Annotated in this window: 7 protein-coding genes; 4 read left to right on the top strand and 3 right to left on the bottom strand. The window is 60.5% G+C overall.

Annotated features, from left to right (window positions below):
- Positions 1-147: 147 nt before the first annotated feature.
- From E9954_RS29625 to E9954_RS29615, 3 genes are all read right to left on the bottom strand, one after another.
- Positions 148-1689, bottom strand: a complete 1542-nt coding sequence (locus tag E9954_RS29625) for a sulfatase family protein (protein WP_136082907.1) — start codon at positions 1687-1689, stop codon at positions 148-150.
- A 60-nt stretch (positions 1690-1749) separates the two neighbouring features.
- Entirely contained in the window at positions 1750-3330 is a 1581-nt protein-coding gene (locus E9954_RS29620; RefSeq protein WP_168442685.1) for a putative Ig domain-containing protein, read from the bottom strand.
- Between the two features lie 167 nt (positions 3331-3497).
- Positions 3498-5945 (bottom strand): hypothetical protein, encoded by a 2448-nt coding sequence (locus E9954_RS29615; RefSeq protein WP_136082905.1) that lies wholly within the window; start codon positions 5943-5945, stop codon positions 3498-3500.
- 308 nt (positions 5946-6253) lie between these two features.
- On the opposite strand from E9954_RS29615, the gene E9954_RS29610 reads away from it, so the two are divergent.
- The 4 genes from E9954_RS29610 (at position 6254) to E9954_RS29595 (ending at position 16482) form a co-directional block, all read left to right on the top strand.
- Complete coding sequence (locus E9954_RS29610; protein ID WP_136082904.1) at positions 6254-7657, top strand: sulfatase; 1404 nt, start codon at positions 6254-6256, stop codon at positions 7655-7657.
- Between the two features lie 217 nt (positions 7658-7874).
- A complete protein-coding gene (locus tag E9954_RS29605) occupies positions 7875-9707 on the top strand; it encodes an alpha-1,3-galactosidase-related protein (RefSeq protein ID WP_136082903.1) in 1833 nt (610 codons plus the stop codon).
- 60 nt (positions 9708-9767) lie between these two features.
- Positions 9768-13565, top strand: coding sequence for a hypothetical protein (locus E9954_RS29600; protein WP_136082902.1), 3798 nt, complete (start codon positions 9768-9770; stop codon positions 13563-13565).
- A gap of 124 nt (positions 13566-13689) precedes the next feature.
- The gene (locus tag E9954_RS29595) at positions 13690-16482 is read left to right on the top strand and encodes a PQQ-binding-like beta-propeller repeat protein (protein WP_222847370.1); all 2793 of its coding nucleotides are present in this window, start codon (positions 13690-13692) and stop codon (positions 16480-16482) included.
- Positions 16483-16832 lie beyond the last annotated feature (350 nt).

Raw genomic sequence — 16832 nt, 5'->3', positions numbered from 1 at the left:
TTTCACAAGACGATTAACGACATGACTATTTTTCGGTGCGGACGCAGAGGGGAATTCGTGTTCATTGGTGTGAATCAGTGGTTCAAAAAAACCACCCGCACCGGGAAATGGTTTTCTGCCTACCATCCGCGCTGTTTGCCGCAGGTGCTACTGAATCGTTCCGCGGGCGCCGGTTCCGGTGCGTAGTTTATTGAGGATGGCTTTCATGTTTTCGGCCTTTTCGGGATGGAGCGGGGCAAAGTTGACTTGCTCGGCGGGATCGGCGTTGAGGTCGTGCAGCGATTCCTCGATGGGGTCGCGGCCCTGGGGCCATTTGGGCTGGACGGGTTCGATATATTTCCAGTGGCGGTCGCGCAGGGCGAGGCCAAAGGATTCCTCGACCATGTATTGGTGGCCAACCTTGGTCTCCCCGAGGAAGGCGGGGAGGATATTGCGGCTGTCGATGGCTTCGTTTTCGGGCAGCTCGACGCCGAGCAGGTGGGCGAAGGAGGCCATGAAGTCGACCTGGTTTACCATGGCCGGGGAGAGGCCGGGCTTGATCTTGGCGGGCCAGCGGATGATGAACGGTACGCGGGTGCCGCCTTCGTAGATCTGGTATTTTCCGCCGCGCCAGACGCTGGAGGCATCGTGCCCGCGGTCGGATTCCTCCTGCGAGCAGAGCACCGTGGTGCCGTCGGCATAGCCGTCGTCGTAGACGGGGCCGTTGTCGGAGGAAAAGATGACGATGGTGTTTTGCTCGAGGTCGTATTTCTTGAGCGCGCGCATGATCTGGCCGACCGTCCAGTCGAACGCCACCATGGCGTCGCCGCGGTGGCCGAGCTGGGTGGCGCCCTGGAAGCGCGGGTGCGGATAGCGCGGAACGTGGATATCCTGCGAGGCGAAGTAGAGGAAAAAGGGCTCCTTCCTGTGCTCCTTGATGTAGGCGTGGGCTTCGTCGACAAAGACATCGGAGATGGTTTGCTCGTCCCATAGCGCGGCCTTTCCGCCGGACATGTAGCCGATGCGGCCGATGCCGTTGATGACGCTGTCGTTGTGCCCGTGGGTGCTCTGGTAGACGGTCATGGACTCGCGGTTGGTTCGGCCATCGGGATATTGCGTGCTGCCGGGTTTCTGAACATCGTTGAGCGTTTTGCCGACGTGAATCGGATCGTTGGGGTCGTGGTTGACAACGCGGTGGTTGCGGAGGTAGACGCACGGGACGCGGTCGTTGGTGGAGGGCAGCAGGAAGGAATAGTCGAAGCCGATCTCGAGCGGCCCGGGCTTGACGTCGCCGTTCCAGTCGGTCTGGACGCCCGGGGTTCCGATGCCGAGGTGCCACTTGCCGATGACGGCGGTGTGGTAGCCGGCCTGCTTGAACAGCTTGGGCAGCGTCAGCTTGTCGGTCGGGATGAGCAGCGGGGCGTCGGGCGGCAGCACGCGCGCGTTGTGGCGGAAGGCCAGGAGGCCGGTGAGCATCGAGAAGCGCGACGGCGTGCAGGTGGCCGCCGAGCAGTGGCCGTCGGTAAAGTTGAGCCCTTCCAGGGCCAGCTGGTCGATGTTCGGCGTTGGAATCATGACCGAGCCGTTGATGCCGATGTCGGCAAAGCCAACGTCGTCGCCATAGATGATGACCACGTTGGGCCTCTGCGCCGCAGAGACCGCCAAGCCAATAAACAAGGGAAACAGTGCCAGTGAACGAAACATCTTCATATCAAAACCTTTGGTTATCCATATCTGTAAATGGGGACGGGAGCGTCGAATCTGACCAAATTATTGGGTTCGAATCAACACTACTCCGTGCGAACGGACGCGCGCGCTGAACCGATCTTCAAAAACACCGAGGTCGGTTTGCCGCCAAAGGTCGCGGAGGGTTTGCTTGCCTTCAAGGCCGGCCTCCCGCCAATCGAGCGTCACCACCTGCGCCTCGTCGTTGAGATTGAACAGGCCGATCGCCTTGCCGCCATCGGCCAGCTCCTTCACGACGATTTCGATACCATCCTGGATGCGCACCGAGATGCCGGGCACGGCGACGGAATCCTGGTGCACCTCGAGCACCTCGGAGTTGGTCAGCAGGTTGAGCGTAAAGGCATCCAGGGTTTCGATCGGGCAGCCGATCAAAAGCGGCGCCGCCCAGAGCACCCACAACGAAATGTGGCTGTACTGCTCATCGGGGGTCAGCTGGGATGGCGCAATGGCATGCTCGGCTTCGTGGCTGGTCACCAACTCGCCGACCACGAGCATATCCGGATCCGGGAAATGGCCGGGACCGCCGCGCATACCCTGCTCGATCCAGTTGCGGTGCTGCTCCCACTGTTCGATAATGTTGAGGTGGCACCCGTCCTGGTCCCACCGGTCTTTCAGATCGCCTGCGGTGCGCCAGCAGTTGGCAATGCGGCCATAGAGTTCGGCATGCTCGATGGGCGCACCGTTGGAGAGGGAATAGACCACATCGCGCCCGCAGCCCTTGAGCGCCTCGGCCATGCGGATCGTGCTTTCGGGATCGTTCGGCCTCCAGTCGTACTTCAGATAGTCGATCCCCCAGGCGGCCCACTGCGCCGCATCGTTTTCATCGAACACATAGGGGGCAACCCGGTAGGACACCTTCGAGGGGCGATAGTCGTCCGGGGCATGGACCTCCTTGCTCCACTCGCCTTCGGGCGTGTCGGACGAACCGCCGATGCGGCCGGCATAGGTGGTGACCCACGGCGTTGAATAGATCCCGACCTTGAGGCCCAGCGCATGGATTTCGTTGCACATCGCCTGGATGTCGGGAAACTTGTCGGGATCGGGCTGGATGGCGTTGAATTCGCCGCCGCGCAGGCCCTGCCACGCATCGTCGATGTTGATGTAGCTCCATCCAACGTCGCGGAGTCCCTGGGTCACCATGGAGACGGCCGAGTCGTACACATGCTTCTGGCTCACATCGCCCTGCCAGCAGTTCCAGGAGTTCCAGCCCATCGGCGGCGTCAGGCAGATCGTGTCGCCCACGAAAATGGTGAAGGGTTTTTCGGCGGTTCCCCGTTCGTTTTCCGCTTTCAGCGTCAGGGCATATTCACGCGGCGTGCGGTCCTCGATGGTTCCGGAAACCACGCCGGATTGCGCATCGACGCGCAATCCGGCGGGAAGGCCCACCACGGAATAGCGGATCGGTTTTTCCCCGGTTGCCGGAATGGTGTAGAGGAAGGGCGCGCCGGGGCGGACTCCGAAGACCGCCGGCCCATGGAGGCGCGGCCGGGGCGATGCGGGCGGGGTCAGTATATATTTCCCCTCCCCGCACGGTGGATCGTAGACCAACGACGCGTCGTTGGCGTGTGCTTCCTTCCCAACCTGTTTGACCATCGCATTGGCCATTGTTTGCTCCTCGGATAAGAGAACCATTTCGTACCCTCCGATGCCATACCCATTGCGGCAAAAAACATGCGCCATCTTGCCATGCGCCCAAACGAAAAACCCCGCCACGGGGACGGGGTTCGTGTTCGAAGCACGGCGGACGGGGTGGCACCCGCCCCTCCATCGCCTTATTCCACTTCGAGTTTCAGGAAGAGCTTGCCGCCTGAAGTATCGACCGCGTTGGTGTAGGCGCCAAGCACGCCGTCGGTGGCGCTGACATCGTTGGTGGCGATGGGCTGCCAATTCGGCATGGTCAGATTGTCGGTGGCCTTCACGACGGCCCGTACGGCGTCATCGCCGATGAGGTAGCAGACATATTCGCCGGCCCCGGCGCCCAGCACGGGCTGCGAGCCGATGTTTCCACCGTCGAGCGGATCGCCGCCAAAGACATACTCGCCCCAGTTGTTGAGGGTATCGGAGTCGGCGTGGTCGGCCTTGCCATCGTTCACGCCGGGAGTCAGGCCCTTGAGAGCCGCCCAGATTTCGTAGGACGATGCGGGAGGTTCAGTGCTTTCGGCATAGCCGGAAACCCGGAACAATCGCGTGTTCACGGCATTCCAAGCCCCCGGGCCTTGGGCCTGCACATAGTAGCCGGCCGATACAATATTGGTCATCGCCGGCGAGGCCACCGCCCCAAAGCCCACCACCTTGCTGTTCATTGGGGTGAACTCAAACCAGGTCATACCGCCCGCATTGCCCACAACGCTGGTGTAGGCATCCTTGGTCGTCACTTCAAGCGGTTCCGAGGCAAACCAGTCTCCTACATTATTCTCAACAAGGAAGCGCACAACCGTGTTAGAGTTACCTGTACCCGAACGCTTGATCTCCATGGAAAGAGCAACCACTTCCGCCGGATCCTGGGTCCAGTCTTCCCACACAAACATCCCTTCCAGGTTCGCATTGTTGTGGGCGTAGTATATGGAGTCATCGCCATCGCCAATTCCGATGGTGTTGGCCCATTTCAGGTTGACCGCCGCATTGATGACGGGCGAACGGTCGGTATTGTCCGGGTAATAGTCAACGCCGATCGGCGGGGTGGAGGTTGTGCCGCCGGTGTAGTTTTCGATATCGGAAGTACCGCGGTCGACAAACTGCTGCGTCGCCGAAACCAGGTTGGTGTCGCCCCCGGTATCGCCCCACTGCAGCAAGGTTTCGGAAACCTGGCCGGGATTGGCGGTGGCTTCAAAGTAGCGGGTCTGGAGCGCGCAATATCCGCCATCCGAGTTGGTGAACGAAGAGAAGGTTCCAACAACGAACACATCATCCATGGTAATGGCCGTGGAGTTGGATGCGAAAGTCACATTGTCGATCTGTTGGTATGGGTTGAAGCTGTACCAGCTGATTGCAGCCGGATCATTTTCTTCGTAGAGGGCAAAGCCTGCAGTCGTGGGAACCTCGGCGCTGGCAAACCATTCGCCGGTGCCTTTCTTGATGATCCAGCGGAAATAGGAATAGTCGTCGCCTTTGTTGGCGCTGCGGCGCGTTTCAACCGCAAGGCTGTCCAGCGTGTGGTTATCGACCAGGAAGTTTTCCCACGTCACGATCTTGCGATAGGCCAGCTGGTTCTTGGCCGAGGCAATAAAGTCGCCACTGCCGTCTTCGGTCACGCTCTTGGTGTTCGATCCGTTGGAACCGGCATGGTTGAATACCGGTGAACGGTCGGTTGCATCCGCATAGTAGTTGGTTCCAATGATGGGATTGCATTCGCGATTGTCGCCGTATGCCGTGTATGCCGGATAGGGTACGAAGTCCTGGGTTCCGTTGGTCACGATGTTGACATCGCCCCCCGCTGTTCCCCAACGAACAATGGTCGGCCCCGGCGGTGCAACATAGGTTGCATCGAAGTAAAAGGCATGCACCATGCGGTTGCTGCATCCGCTGGTTGAATCGTCCCGGGAAGAATTGATGCCGGCAACATAGCTTGCCGCCGCATAAAAGTTGCTGCTGCTGGTTTTGTCTACGCCGGAGACCTCAACGGTGTCGCCGCTGACCCGATTGGAAACCGACAGGGTATAGGCCCACTCGTTGGAGCTTGCGCCGCGTTCCAGCGTCATGGAGAGGTGCATCGGGTCGGTTTCAAAATCATCAACATCGTTTACACCGAAAACGGATTGGCTCACGTTTTCGTATTCCCAGGCCTGATCCAGGCTGTTCTTGATATTCAAGGCATACAGCACCGAGTGGCCTTCGGGGTTTTTCTTTTGTACGCGGGTGATGTAGCCGCGAATGGAATTCCCACCGCCTTGGATCTGGATACTGGCCACATCGTTGCCGCCGTTGGTGGCAGCCTCAACCCAAGACAAGTCGGCGGCCGCCGTGAACCGGTTGTTGGCCGAATCGAACGAGTCGGCGGCATAATTGGATCGCCACGCTGCCGCGGCGGGGAACAATACGCTGCCGCCATCATTCGTGTTCACGGTGTTCTCGTTGTCACCAGACCAGCCCGCCTGCCCGGCAAGGGCACCGTTCGTGAAACCTTCGCCCGACGTAAACTCATATGTCGCGGCCTGGGCCGAAACGGCCAGCATCAGGCATGCGCCCATTGCAAATGTTGTTCGCTTTCGTGATTTCTTCATCCTGTACTCCTCAGTATTGGGTTTAGTTGCTCAACGAATTGATATTCCATCCAAACTCCCTAGCCTGGACACCATACAAGCCATTGCGCCCTCCGACTTGGACTTGATGGTCTCTAAAAAACCACCAAACCTCCAACGCTTCAATATACGTTCCCGCAAAAGAAATGCGCGATTCCGCCAACCGACCCGCCACACCGGCAAACGGCATCGGCACCCCCCCCTGCCGCTGGCGGGTTTGCGCCGGATGGTTTGTGTACTCTGTCCACTATGGTTTCCCGCCACCGTCCCATCCCATAAATGGAGCCTTCATGAAAAAACAGATCGTTTTGCTAATTACACTATCCGCCATTGCTGCCCTTGCCGCCCCCCCGCCCCGGAACGTCCTATTGCTGTGCATCGACGACCTGCGCCCGGAGCTGAAAGCGTTCGGGGCGGACTATGTCGAGTCGCCCAACATCGACCGGTTGGCGGAGCTGGGCCGCCCGTTCCACCGCCACTATGTCAACGCCCCGAGCTGCGGCCCGTCGCGCTGCACGCTGCTAACCGGCCGCTATGGCGCGCCCGGCAACGACGCCCTGTTCAAACGCGCCGCGCAAGTGGAAAAGGAACCGGCCTCGGTTCCGCCGAGCATGCCGGAATGGTTCCGCACCCACGGCTACACCACGGTGTCCGTCGGCAAGGTTTCGCACCATCCCGGCGGGCGCGGGGGAAACGATTGGAACGATGATTCGAAGATTGAAATCCCGAATGCGTGGTCGCGGCACCTGATGCCGTGCGGCGAGTGGGAAACCCCCGTTGGCGCCATGCACGGCCTGGCCCATGGCGAAATCCGCAAGCAGGCCGGCAAAATGGATCTGTTCCAAAGCACGGCAGGCCCCGACACCATCTATCCCGACGGGCTGATTGCCGAGGAGGGCATCAGGCAGCTCGGCGAGCTTGCGGAAGCGGGCAAGCCGTTCTTCCTCGCCATCGGCCTCATCAAGCCCCACCTGCCGTTCGGCGCGCCGGCAAAATACATGGAACCCTATAACGGCGTGCAGCTCCCGCCGGTTCCGCATCCGGAAAAGCCGCAGGGAAAAACCACTTGGCACAGCTCCGGCGAATTCATGAAATACAACCGCTGGGGCAAGGACCCGCGCACAGACCCCGCCTTTTCCGAAGAGGTGCGCCGGCACTATGCCGCCTGCGTCACCTATGCCGACAAGCATGTCGGCGACATTCTGGCCGCCCTGAAGGCAACCGGCGCAGACAAAAACACCATCGTCGTGGTCTGGGGCGACCACGGCTGGCACCTGGGCGAACATGCGATCTGGGGCAAGCACAGCCTCTTCGAGGAAGCGCTCCACTCGCCGCTCATCGTCTACTATCCGGGCATCGGCCATCCCGGCGCAAAAACCGATGCCGTGGTGGAAACGCTCGACCTCTTCCCGACGTTGTGCGACCTCACCGGCGTTGAAAAACCAACCTTTGCCCAAGGCGAATCGTTGCTGCCGCAGCTCAACGACCCCTCCGCCGCCGGCCACACCGCCCTCGCCTACCGCGCCGACAAAGCAACGCTACGCACCGACACCCACCGCATCATCGTGCACCAGAAAGACGGCTTCGTTGAACTCTACGACCACACCTCCCCCGAAAAAGAAACCCTCAACATTGCCGAAAAGCAGCCGGAGCTCGTGGCTAAGCTGAAAACGCTGCTGGAGGCGAAGCGTTGAAAACATGGAGTGCGAAACTTGCTGTTTCGCTTTTCCACGATCATTGCTGCAAAAAGCGGCACCGAAGTGCCGCACTCCATTGGCAAAATTACGCATTTCTTTTACGGGATGTGATATAGCCGATTGCCTCGCATCTGACCTATAAATTGAACATTCCAATGGGCTGGGATCACTTGGGTTGCCCGTTCGGAATTAAATCGATTGAAAGGTTGGAGTCATGAAAACACTGATAACTTGCACCATTGCCTTGGGGGCACTCGTGGCGGAAGGCCGCATCGTCAACGTGGCCGAACACGGCATTGTACCCGGGCAAGACGGCACGTATGCCCTGAACAGTTTAATCAAGAGCATCGAAAACGAACCGGGCGTCACGCTGAGCTTCCCGAAAGGGGACTACGAGTTCCATGCCGAAAACGCGCTCGAAATGCACCGCGCCGTGGCCAACCACGACAACGGCCTCAAGCGCATGGTCTTTCCACTGTTCAACCACCGGAACATCACCATCGAGGGCAACGGCTCGATGTTCATGATGCACGGCCGCGTGGTTCCGTTCACCATCGAACGTGTTGAAGGAATAACGCTCAGGAATTTTTCCATCGATTGGGCACAGTCCTTCCACGCCGAACTCAAATGCATCGAGCGTGATGTGGAAAAGAAAGCCGCCGTGTTCGAACTGGATGAAAAACGCTACCCCCACAAAATCAAGAACGGGCAGCTGCTGTTCGACCGCATGGGGCAGGAAGACCCGATTGGTTCCAACATGGTCTGGGATCCGGAAACCCGGGCGCCCATCTACGACACCGACCGCTACGCCCTCAACAGCTGGAAGCCGATCAAGGTTTCCAAGCCCGGCAAGAACCGGATCAAGATCGAGGGGGGCTTCAAGAAGGAGCCGCCGCCGGTCGGCACCATCCTCGTGGCCCACGGCGTCCATCCGACCAGCCGCCTTTGCCCGGCGATCCACGTGACCAACTCGAAAGACCTGAAGATCGAGAACGTCGTCGTCCACGATGCCGGCGGCATGGGGCTCATCGTCGAGCGCACCGAAAACATTACGCTCGACGGCATGAAGGTCACCTCCACCGAGGAGCGCATCGTTTCCACCCGCGCCGACGCCACGCACTACATCGGTTGCAAGGGCCTGATCAAGGTCGAAAACTGCGTGTTCGAGCACATGCTCGACGACGCCATCAACGTGCACGGCGCGTATGTGCCGGTGGCGGAATACCTGGGCAACAAGGAACTCCTCTGCAACATCAGCCACTTCCAGCAATGGGGCCTGACCTTCGGCGAACCCGGCGACAAGGTTTGCCTGATGTCGCGGTTGACCGTCCTGCCCTTGTTCGAAACCACGATTGAAGACATCCGCATCCTCAACGAACACCGTTTTGTCCTGACGCTCAAGGAGGTTCCCGAGGTCATGCCGAATGTGCCCCTTTCGGTCGAAAACCTGACGTGGTATCCGGATCTGGTTTTCCGCAAGAACATCGTCCGCGAAAACCGCGCGCGCAGCATCCTGGTCACGACCAAGGGCAAGGTGCTGATCGAAGACAACCACCTCTCCTCGCAGATGCACGGCATCCTGATCGAGGGCGACAACAACAAGTGGTACGAGTCCGGCGCGGTGGAAGACGTGGTGATCCGCAACAACGAGTTCGTCAACATTGGCTTTGCGTGCGACAACCGCTATCCCCTGCTCGCCTCCCCGCTGTTCAACGACACCCAGCACATGGGCGAAGGCCGCTACCACCGCAACATTAAGTTCATCGACAACACCATCCGCAGCTTCAACGGCCACATGGTGGAGGCGCGCTCCTGCGAAGGCCTCACCATCTCCGGCAACAAAATGGTCTTCAGCACCGACTACCCCGCCATCGAGGAAGGCGAAGCCATCAAGCTCGACTACTGCAGCAACGTCAGCATCGTCAAGAACGACGCGGAAGGCTTTGCCCCGCTGCGCATCACGCAGACGGTGGATACCGAAAGCGTAACGATCAAAAAGAACACCGGGTTCCAGGCCGCCGAGGGAATGAAGGCGGCGAAAAACTGATCCGCCATCAGCCCCGCCTTCCGAAGGCCGGACGACGGATTAAAGAGAGGAACATGCAGGATGAAATGTTGGAACCTGGCTTTAGGCATCGTGGCGGGTGCCGTCGGCATCCAGGCCGAGCTTTTGAACGACGGGTCTTTCTCGACCGGCGCAACCGGCGCGGACACCGGCAACAATGCAACCGTGTTTTCCGAACTCGATGCGGGCTGGGACCACAAGGGAACCTGGGACATCGGCGGAGGCGTTGCCTCCAACACCGCCACGCGCCCGCAGGGCGGCCTGGCCCAGGTGAATGCGGTCACGACGCAAGCGGGCGACACGCTCCGCCTTGCGTTCGACTGGACGGCCCCGGCCGGCGACACCGGCACGGACCTCGACCTGACCTACCAGCTGATCGGCTGGAAAAACACGGGAACACCCACCAACGGAACCTTTTTCATCGGCATCAACTACGAGTCGTGGAAAATCAGCAACCTCGACGGCGCGGCCGGATATGCCGACCTGCTGGATGGCACCTACAGCACCGGCGAAATCAACACGTCGAGGGCAACATTCACCGGAACCGCCGGAACCGTGCGGCATTTCTCGACCGACCTTGATTTGTCCGGCTATGCCGCCGGCCTCGGCGACGTCTCCGACTACGACTACATCGGCCTCCGGCTGGCGACCGATTCCGGCAGCGGCGGCGTGATCGACAACGTATCGCTGACCGCCCCCGGTTCGCCCGTCGAACCGCCGCAACCGCTGACGAGCCACGAAACCGGTTGGACGATCCAGAAGGTGCGCACGGCGATCGACGGGACCCACACGCGGATTATCGGCAGCACCTACGAGGGCGCGGTTCTTGGCATGGAATGGGATGGCACCGCGCTGTGGACGAACCACCTTTCCGGCTACATGAACCACGACCTTTGGTGCAGCGATTTAACGGGCAACGGCTCCGACGAAATCCTGGTCGCCAATGCCGACGGCACGGTCTACTGCCTCGGCATCGACGGCACCCTGCTTTGGCACTATGCGCCCAACGCCGGCGGCCACCTGCCGCCCATGTATACCGTCTGCAGCGTCAAGTCGAACGGGACGCCCTACGTCGTCTGCGGCGCCTACGACAAATACATCCATTATCTCGATGCCACCGGCGCGCAGGTGAAGTCGATCTATTCCCAGACCTATTCCATCGCCAACACCTGGGGCGACAACGCGCCGCCGGACCGCCTGCACAACGCCACCTTCCTGCGCCCGCTGCCTCAGAGCGATGGCTCCGAAAAACTGGTGGTGCACGGTTCCATGAGCGCCCTGCAATCCAACGGCGAAATCTACCTGTTCGAACCGCTCGCCGACCTGCCCTACTCCACCAACAACATCGGCGGCGCGAAGGTGTACGGCGACCTGAAGATTGTCGACGAGGACGGCGACGGGAACCACGAAATCCTCATGGGCTCCTCCAGCCTGAACGATGACCAGATCATGCACCTGGATCCCGCCACCGGCGAAGAGCGCCGCTGGGTGCTGACCGGCAGCAAGCAGGACAATGGCTACCGCGTCACCCAGGCCGTCCTGTTCCCGGACGGGGGCACCGATAACTATTTCATCATGTGCGGCGCGACGCTGCTCATCGCCACACCCAGCGGCGACAGCAACCTGGTCAGCTCCGCCTCCAACCTGCAATGCTCCTATGCCTTCAACGACCTGTGGCAGGATCCGGGCAGCGGCAAGATCCTGTTGGCCAGCGCGCAAAGCGGCGGCAGCTGCATCCACATCATCGATCCGCAGCATCCCGACTGGCAGACCGACTACGAAAACCTGGAACCGCCGGGCAAGATCGCAGCCATCCTTGCAAACACGGCGAAGGTCCGGACCGACCTGGAAAGCTTCGGCAAGCCAGCCTGGGAACGCGATCCGATCGAGGTCATCCTGACCGGCGCAGATCCGACGCACCCCGAGGCGCTCGACATCAAAGGCTATTCCGACACCCCCGTGTTCATGAACTATTATTGGGACAGCTATGCCCAGGACCCCGCCGACTGGAACCGCGACACCGTGCTGGCGGACAACCCCACCTACCGCGACAAGCGCGACAGTCGCAGGAACTATGTGAAAACGGAGTCGTGGATCCTCGGCCAGGTTGCGGCGGAGGACGATGGCGGCGAAGGGATCGCCATGTGGGGCGGACACGGCAACGATCCCTACTACTACAGCCTGGACACCCTCAAAGGGATCATCGATCTGCAGAACGGCGAACAGACCGTCCTGATCTGGCCGGAAATGAACGGCTCGTCGGAGGCCTTCGAGCTGGTGATGGAAGACCGCTTCTATCCGCTGGCGGAATATGCGCGCACCAACAACGCACACATTTTCATCCGCAACAAAAACATTTTCTGGCAGGGCGCGGTCTATCTGCCGGCCTGGGAGCGCATGCGCAACGGCGAGTATGCCGAAGTGTTCACCTCCGGCCTGGAGGAGACCACCGATAAAACCTGCGAGTTGAGCATCGTTGGCCGCCAGGGCCTGTGGGCGAGCGGCGCGCTCGACAGCTGGGGGATGCGCTGCTCGCGCGACAACCCAAGCTTCGACCGCCAGCGCCAGCACTCCTACCAGCGCCTGCCGAACCATTTCCTGCGCAACATGGTCTACAACCTGGCCGGTGGTGCGAGCGTCCTGAACGTCACCTACGTCGATGCCGACTACCAGAGCCTCGCCTGGAAACTGGTGGCAACGGGCGCGCTCTATGTCCCGAAGCGCGAGGAAATCGTGAGCTTCTCCCCGGTGCACCTCGGCATGCACGAGCCGGACGAGCACTATCTCGACGACGGCGAAAACAACAAATGGATCACCTTCTACGACCAGGCGTTCGAGCAGGACAACCCGTTTGTCTTCAGCCGCATGAACGGCACCTGGCCGGCCGCGCCCAACACCGAATGGGACTTCTCGCGCTATGCCGCCGGCGTGAAGGATCGCCGCCAGAACTTCATCCCGCCCTACCCGAACGGAACGGTGCTCGTTACCCCGGTGCAGGAAGGCGTGTTCGCCAACACCAACGCCGCGCGCGGCGCGATGCGCAACAAGCTGCATCCGATGTACAAGAACATCATGCAGGAATACATCAGCAACGGACGCCACTATATCTCCAGCGACGGCACCACCACCAACGCGGCCGACACCTACTACACCACGGTCGCCAACGCCATCGCCGCCAGCGCCTCGCAGCTCCCGCTAACGGTGGCCGGCGAAGTCGCCTGGGTGTGCGCCCAGACCTCCCCCACCAACCTGCGCCTGACCGTGGTGGATAGCGGCTACCTCAACCCCAAGGCGCGCATGGCCACGGTTACGTTCAACACCGTCGACCCCGTTCTGGTGAAGGATGTGCTCGACGGCACCACCTACGGCACCGCCGGCGGAACCGCTTCGATCGACGTGCCGCTCGGACTCTGGCGCTTCATCGACATCCGGTTGAGCGAACCCTTCTTCCCGGAAAACGGCTGGGGCGAGCACGCCAGCGAGAAAGGCCTTTCCGGCAATTCCGGCGCCGACTACGACCACGACGGCGAATCCGACTTGAAGGAATATGCACTCGGCGGCGATGCCACCAACCCGGAAGTGGCATCAAAGGTTCCGTACATGGAATACGGCATCGGAAACGTCGTCAGCTATTACAACTGGCAGGTCGGCCACACCAACCCCGGCATCGAATATCTCGCGGAATGGACGGACAACCTCGTGTCGGGAACCTGGAGCAGCACGTGGGACTCAACCTCCAGTTCGGCAACCACCAACCCGGCCTACACCGAAGCCGAACGCCAGGTCCATGGCGGCACCAACGACCACCTCTTCTTCCGGCTGAACATTAGCCAGCCCTAGCGGGGAACAGCGCTCCACCCCATGGCGGAATGGCGCATAAACAAGACGCAAGCGTGCATGCCGCTTGCGTCCAAACCGCCGATCGCATTGCGTTTATTCGGCAACACCCATGAAGAGAGGATTGATGATGAAAACGACACTTGTTCTAACCACGGCGCTGATGGCCGCCTCGGCGTTCGGTTCCGCCATTACGAGCATCGAAACCGGCCACACGATCTGCAAGGTGCGAACGGCGCAGAAGAACGGGGCCTCCTTCATGGTCGCCAGCGACTACGATGGAACCATCATGGCCGTTTCGCCGAAAGGTTCCGTTGGCTGGAAAAACGAACTCTCCGGCTTCATGAACCACGACCTGTGGTGCGCGGACATCACCGGCGACAAGACCGATGAAATCCTGGCCGCCAACGCCGATGGCCACCTCTATTGCCTGGACGCCAACGGCAACCTGCTCTGGCGGTTCAAGGCCAGCGACGCGCCAATGAATGCCGTCTGCGTGGTGCGCAAAGGCGGCGTGCCCTACATCGTCTGCGGCAGCTACGACATGAACATATACTACCTCTCGCCGGAGGGCTCGCTGGTCAAGGCCATCGAATCCAAGCTCTATTCGAAGGAGAAGCCCTGGGGCAAGTCCGACAAGATCCTGCCGGAAGCCAACAAGCACGTCGCCAACTTCATCCGCCCGATCCGGCGCAAAACGGGCGGCGACGCCATCGCGGTGCACGCAGCCATCTGGAGCACCGGCGCCGCCGGCCATCTCTACTGCTTCGAACCGTTGGAGGAAAAACCGTTCAACAAGGTCACGAAGCTCTCCGGCGGGGTCGGCGAGCTCCGGACCGCCGACCTGGACGGCGACGGCAACGACGAGGTCTTGACGGGCGCCACGTCCATGATCCAGGACGCGTATGTCGGCACCTTCGACATCGATGAAGCCCGGCAGAAACAATTCGGCATCCAGCAGCTCAAGAACAAGGTCGATGGCTTCGGCTATCGCGTGGTCCAGCCCGAGCTGGTCAAGGAAGGAAAGAACGCCATGCTCTTCGTTCTGTTCGGCTCCAAGATCCTCCTGCTGCCCACCGATCTGGATGACGTGGATGCCAAAGAGGCCGAGGTGCTCGCAAACCGTTTTTCATACAACGACATGTGGAAGCCCGAGGGCAAGAACCTCATCGTGCTCGCCAGCGCCCAGAGCGGCGGCAGCTGCATCCACATCATCAACCTCGACGACCCAGACTGGAAACACGAATATGCCGCCCTCCAACCACCCGGCAACATCACCGCCATCATCAACAAGACCGCCGAAGCCCGCGAACAACTCCAGTCGTTCAAGAAACCTTCATGGGAAAAGGACGTCCCGCCCGTCACCTTCATGACCGACAACCGGGACCACCCGGCCATTGCCGAAATCGAAGCCAACCACACAAGCCCGGTCTTCATGAACGGCAAACACCTTCCGCGCGTGGAAGACGTCGATCGCTCCTCCTTCGACGAAGTCTACCGGAAGAAGCGCGACCGTCGCAAAAAATACATCCTCTCCAGCGATGGGATGGTCAAGGAGATCGCCGCAAACTTCGACGGGGCGCCGGGCATCGCCTACTGGGGCGGCCACGGCAACGATCCCTTCCAGACCAGCCTTCAGACCCAGAAAAAGATTTTCGACATGGCCCGGGAAAAGGGCAAGAAGGTCGTCACCATCTATCCCGAGCTCGAACAGCACGACGAGCACTTTGCCTGGGTGCTGGAAAACCATTTCTATCCGATGGCGCAACATGCACGGGGCAAGAACTGCAACATCTTCATCCGGACCAAGCATGGTTTCTGGAACGGCATCGTCTACCTGCCGATGTGGTCGAAGCTCATCTCCGGCGAATATGCCGATGTGTTTGTTCCGGCGTTGGAGGAAACCACCGACAAAACCATGGAGCAGAGCGTGGCCGCGCGCCTGGGCATCTGGGCCGCCGGATCGGTCGATCAATGGGGTGCCCGCTGCGCGCGCGACAACACCAGCTTCGACCGCACGCGCCAGCATTCCCACCAGGAGTTGCCCAACCATTTCCTGCGCCAGATGATCTACAACATTTCCTGCGGCGCCACCTACCTCAACAACTTCCCGGTCGACCAGGACTACATGTCCATCCTCTGGGAACTGATCGCCAAGGGCGCGCTCTATGTCCCCGGCCGCAGCGAGCTCGTCAGCCTCTCGCCGGTGCACCTCGGCATGACCACGCCGGACGAGCGCTTCCTCGACACCGGCAACAACGTGAAGTGGATGACCTTCTTCAACCAGCAAGAAGAGGATGCCAACCCGATGGTCTTCGGCCGCCTCAACGGAAGCTGGCCGGGCGCGCCGAATACGGAGTGGGACTTCTCGCGCTATGCCGCCGGCGTGAACGACCGCCGCCTCAACTATCTGCCGCCCTACCCCAACGGCATCGTCATGATGACCCCGCCGCAGACCGGCACGTTTGCCGACCCGTCCGCCCCGCGCGGCAAACTGGCCGACCACCTCCACCCGATGTACAAGGGCATCCTGAAGGAATACATCACCGATGGGCGCAACTATATCTCCGCCGACGGCACCCAGACCTTCAAAGCCGATGAATATTACAAGACCATCGAAACCGACATCATCGACGGTGCCAAGCATCTGCCGGTCACGGTCTCCGGCGACGTGGCGTGGGTCTGTGCGCAGACCTCCCCCACCCACCTGCGCCTGACGCTCATCGACGGCGGCTACATCGACCCCTCCGCCAAAACCGCCACCGTCAAACTCCAGAATATCAAAGCAACGAAAATGACCGACCTGCTCAGCAAGGAAACCTTCGACCTCTCCGATCCGTCGGCCATAAAGGTCGGCATCGACTGTGGCCTCTTCCGCTTCATCGACATCGAACTCACCCAGCCCTTCACCGGGAAATAGGCAGACCACAAAAATGGGCAATCCCTGCAGGGCTTTAGTGTGTCGCATAGTTGGTCGGGCGTAACCTCCGGATTCGCCCCCAACAGCAAAGCCGCCCGTGCGTGCGGAAGTCCCGCCCGCTTCGGTTCCGATTAACTTTGGGACGACGTTCACTTCAAAATTCACTACCGATCCGACCAGGGGTGGCCACGCATCTGACCACGGCCGTGGCGAGATGCGTGGCCACCCCTGGTTTGGACGGGGGCGAAACGTGGCGATATAACGCACATTTAATCCGCAATGGCGCACCTGTTTCGCGTCCAGACTTGATACTGTATATCGTTACATCGGCATAGCGATTTAAAGAAGGA

This window comes from Pontiella desulfatans, assembly GCF_900890425.1.
Classification (GTDB): domain Bacteria; phylum Verrucomicrobiota; class Kiritimatiellia; order Kiritimatiellales; family Pontiellaceae; genus Pontiella; species Pontiella desulfatans.
This window is presented reverse-complemented; position numbering and strand designations above follow the sequence as displayed.

Bases quoted from the DNA above. Each gene is read 5' to 3' on its own strand.
- E9954_RS29625 (WP_136082907.1), bottom strand. From the start codon at position 1,689: ATGAAGATGTTTCGTTCACTGGCACTGTTTCCCTTGTTTATTGGCTTG.
- E9954_RS29620 (WP_168442685.1), bottom strand. From the start codon at position 3,330: ATGGCCAATGCGATGGTCAAACAGGTTGGGAAGGAAGCACACGCCAAC.
- E9954_RS29615 (WP_136082905.1), bottom strand. From the start codon at position 5,945: ATGAAGAAATCACGAAAGCGAACAACATTTGCAATGGGCGCATGCCTG.
- E9954_RS29605 (WP_136082903.1), top strand. From the start codon at position 7,875: ATGAAAACACTGATAACTTGCACCATTGCCTTGGGGGCACTCGTGGCG.
- E9954_RS29600 (WP_136082902.1), top strand. From the start codon at position 9,768: ATGAAATGTTGGAACCTGGCTTTAGGCATCGTGGCGGGTGCCGTCGGC.
- E9954_RS29610 (WP_136082904.1), top strand. From the start codon at position 6,254: ATGAAAAAACAGATCGTTTTGCTAATTACACTATCCGCCATTGCTGCC.
- E9954_RS29595 (WP_222847370.1), top strand. From the start codon at position 13,690: ATGATGAAAACGACACTTGTTCTAACCACGGCGCTGATGGCCGCCTCG.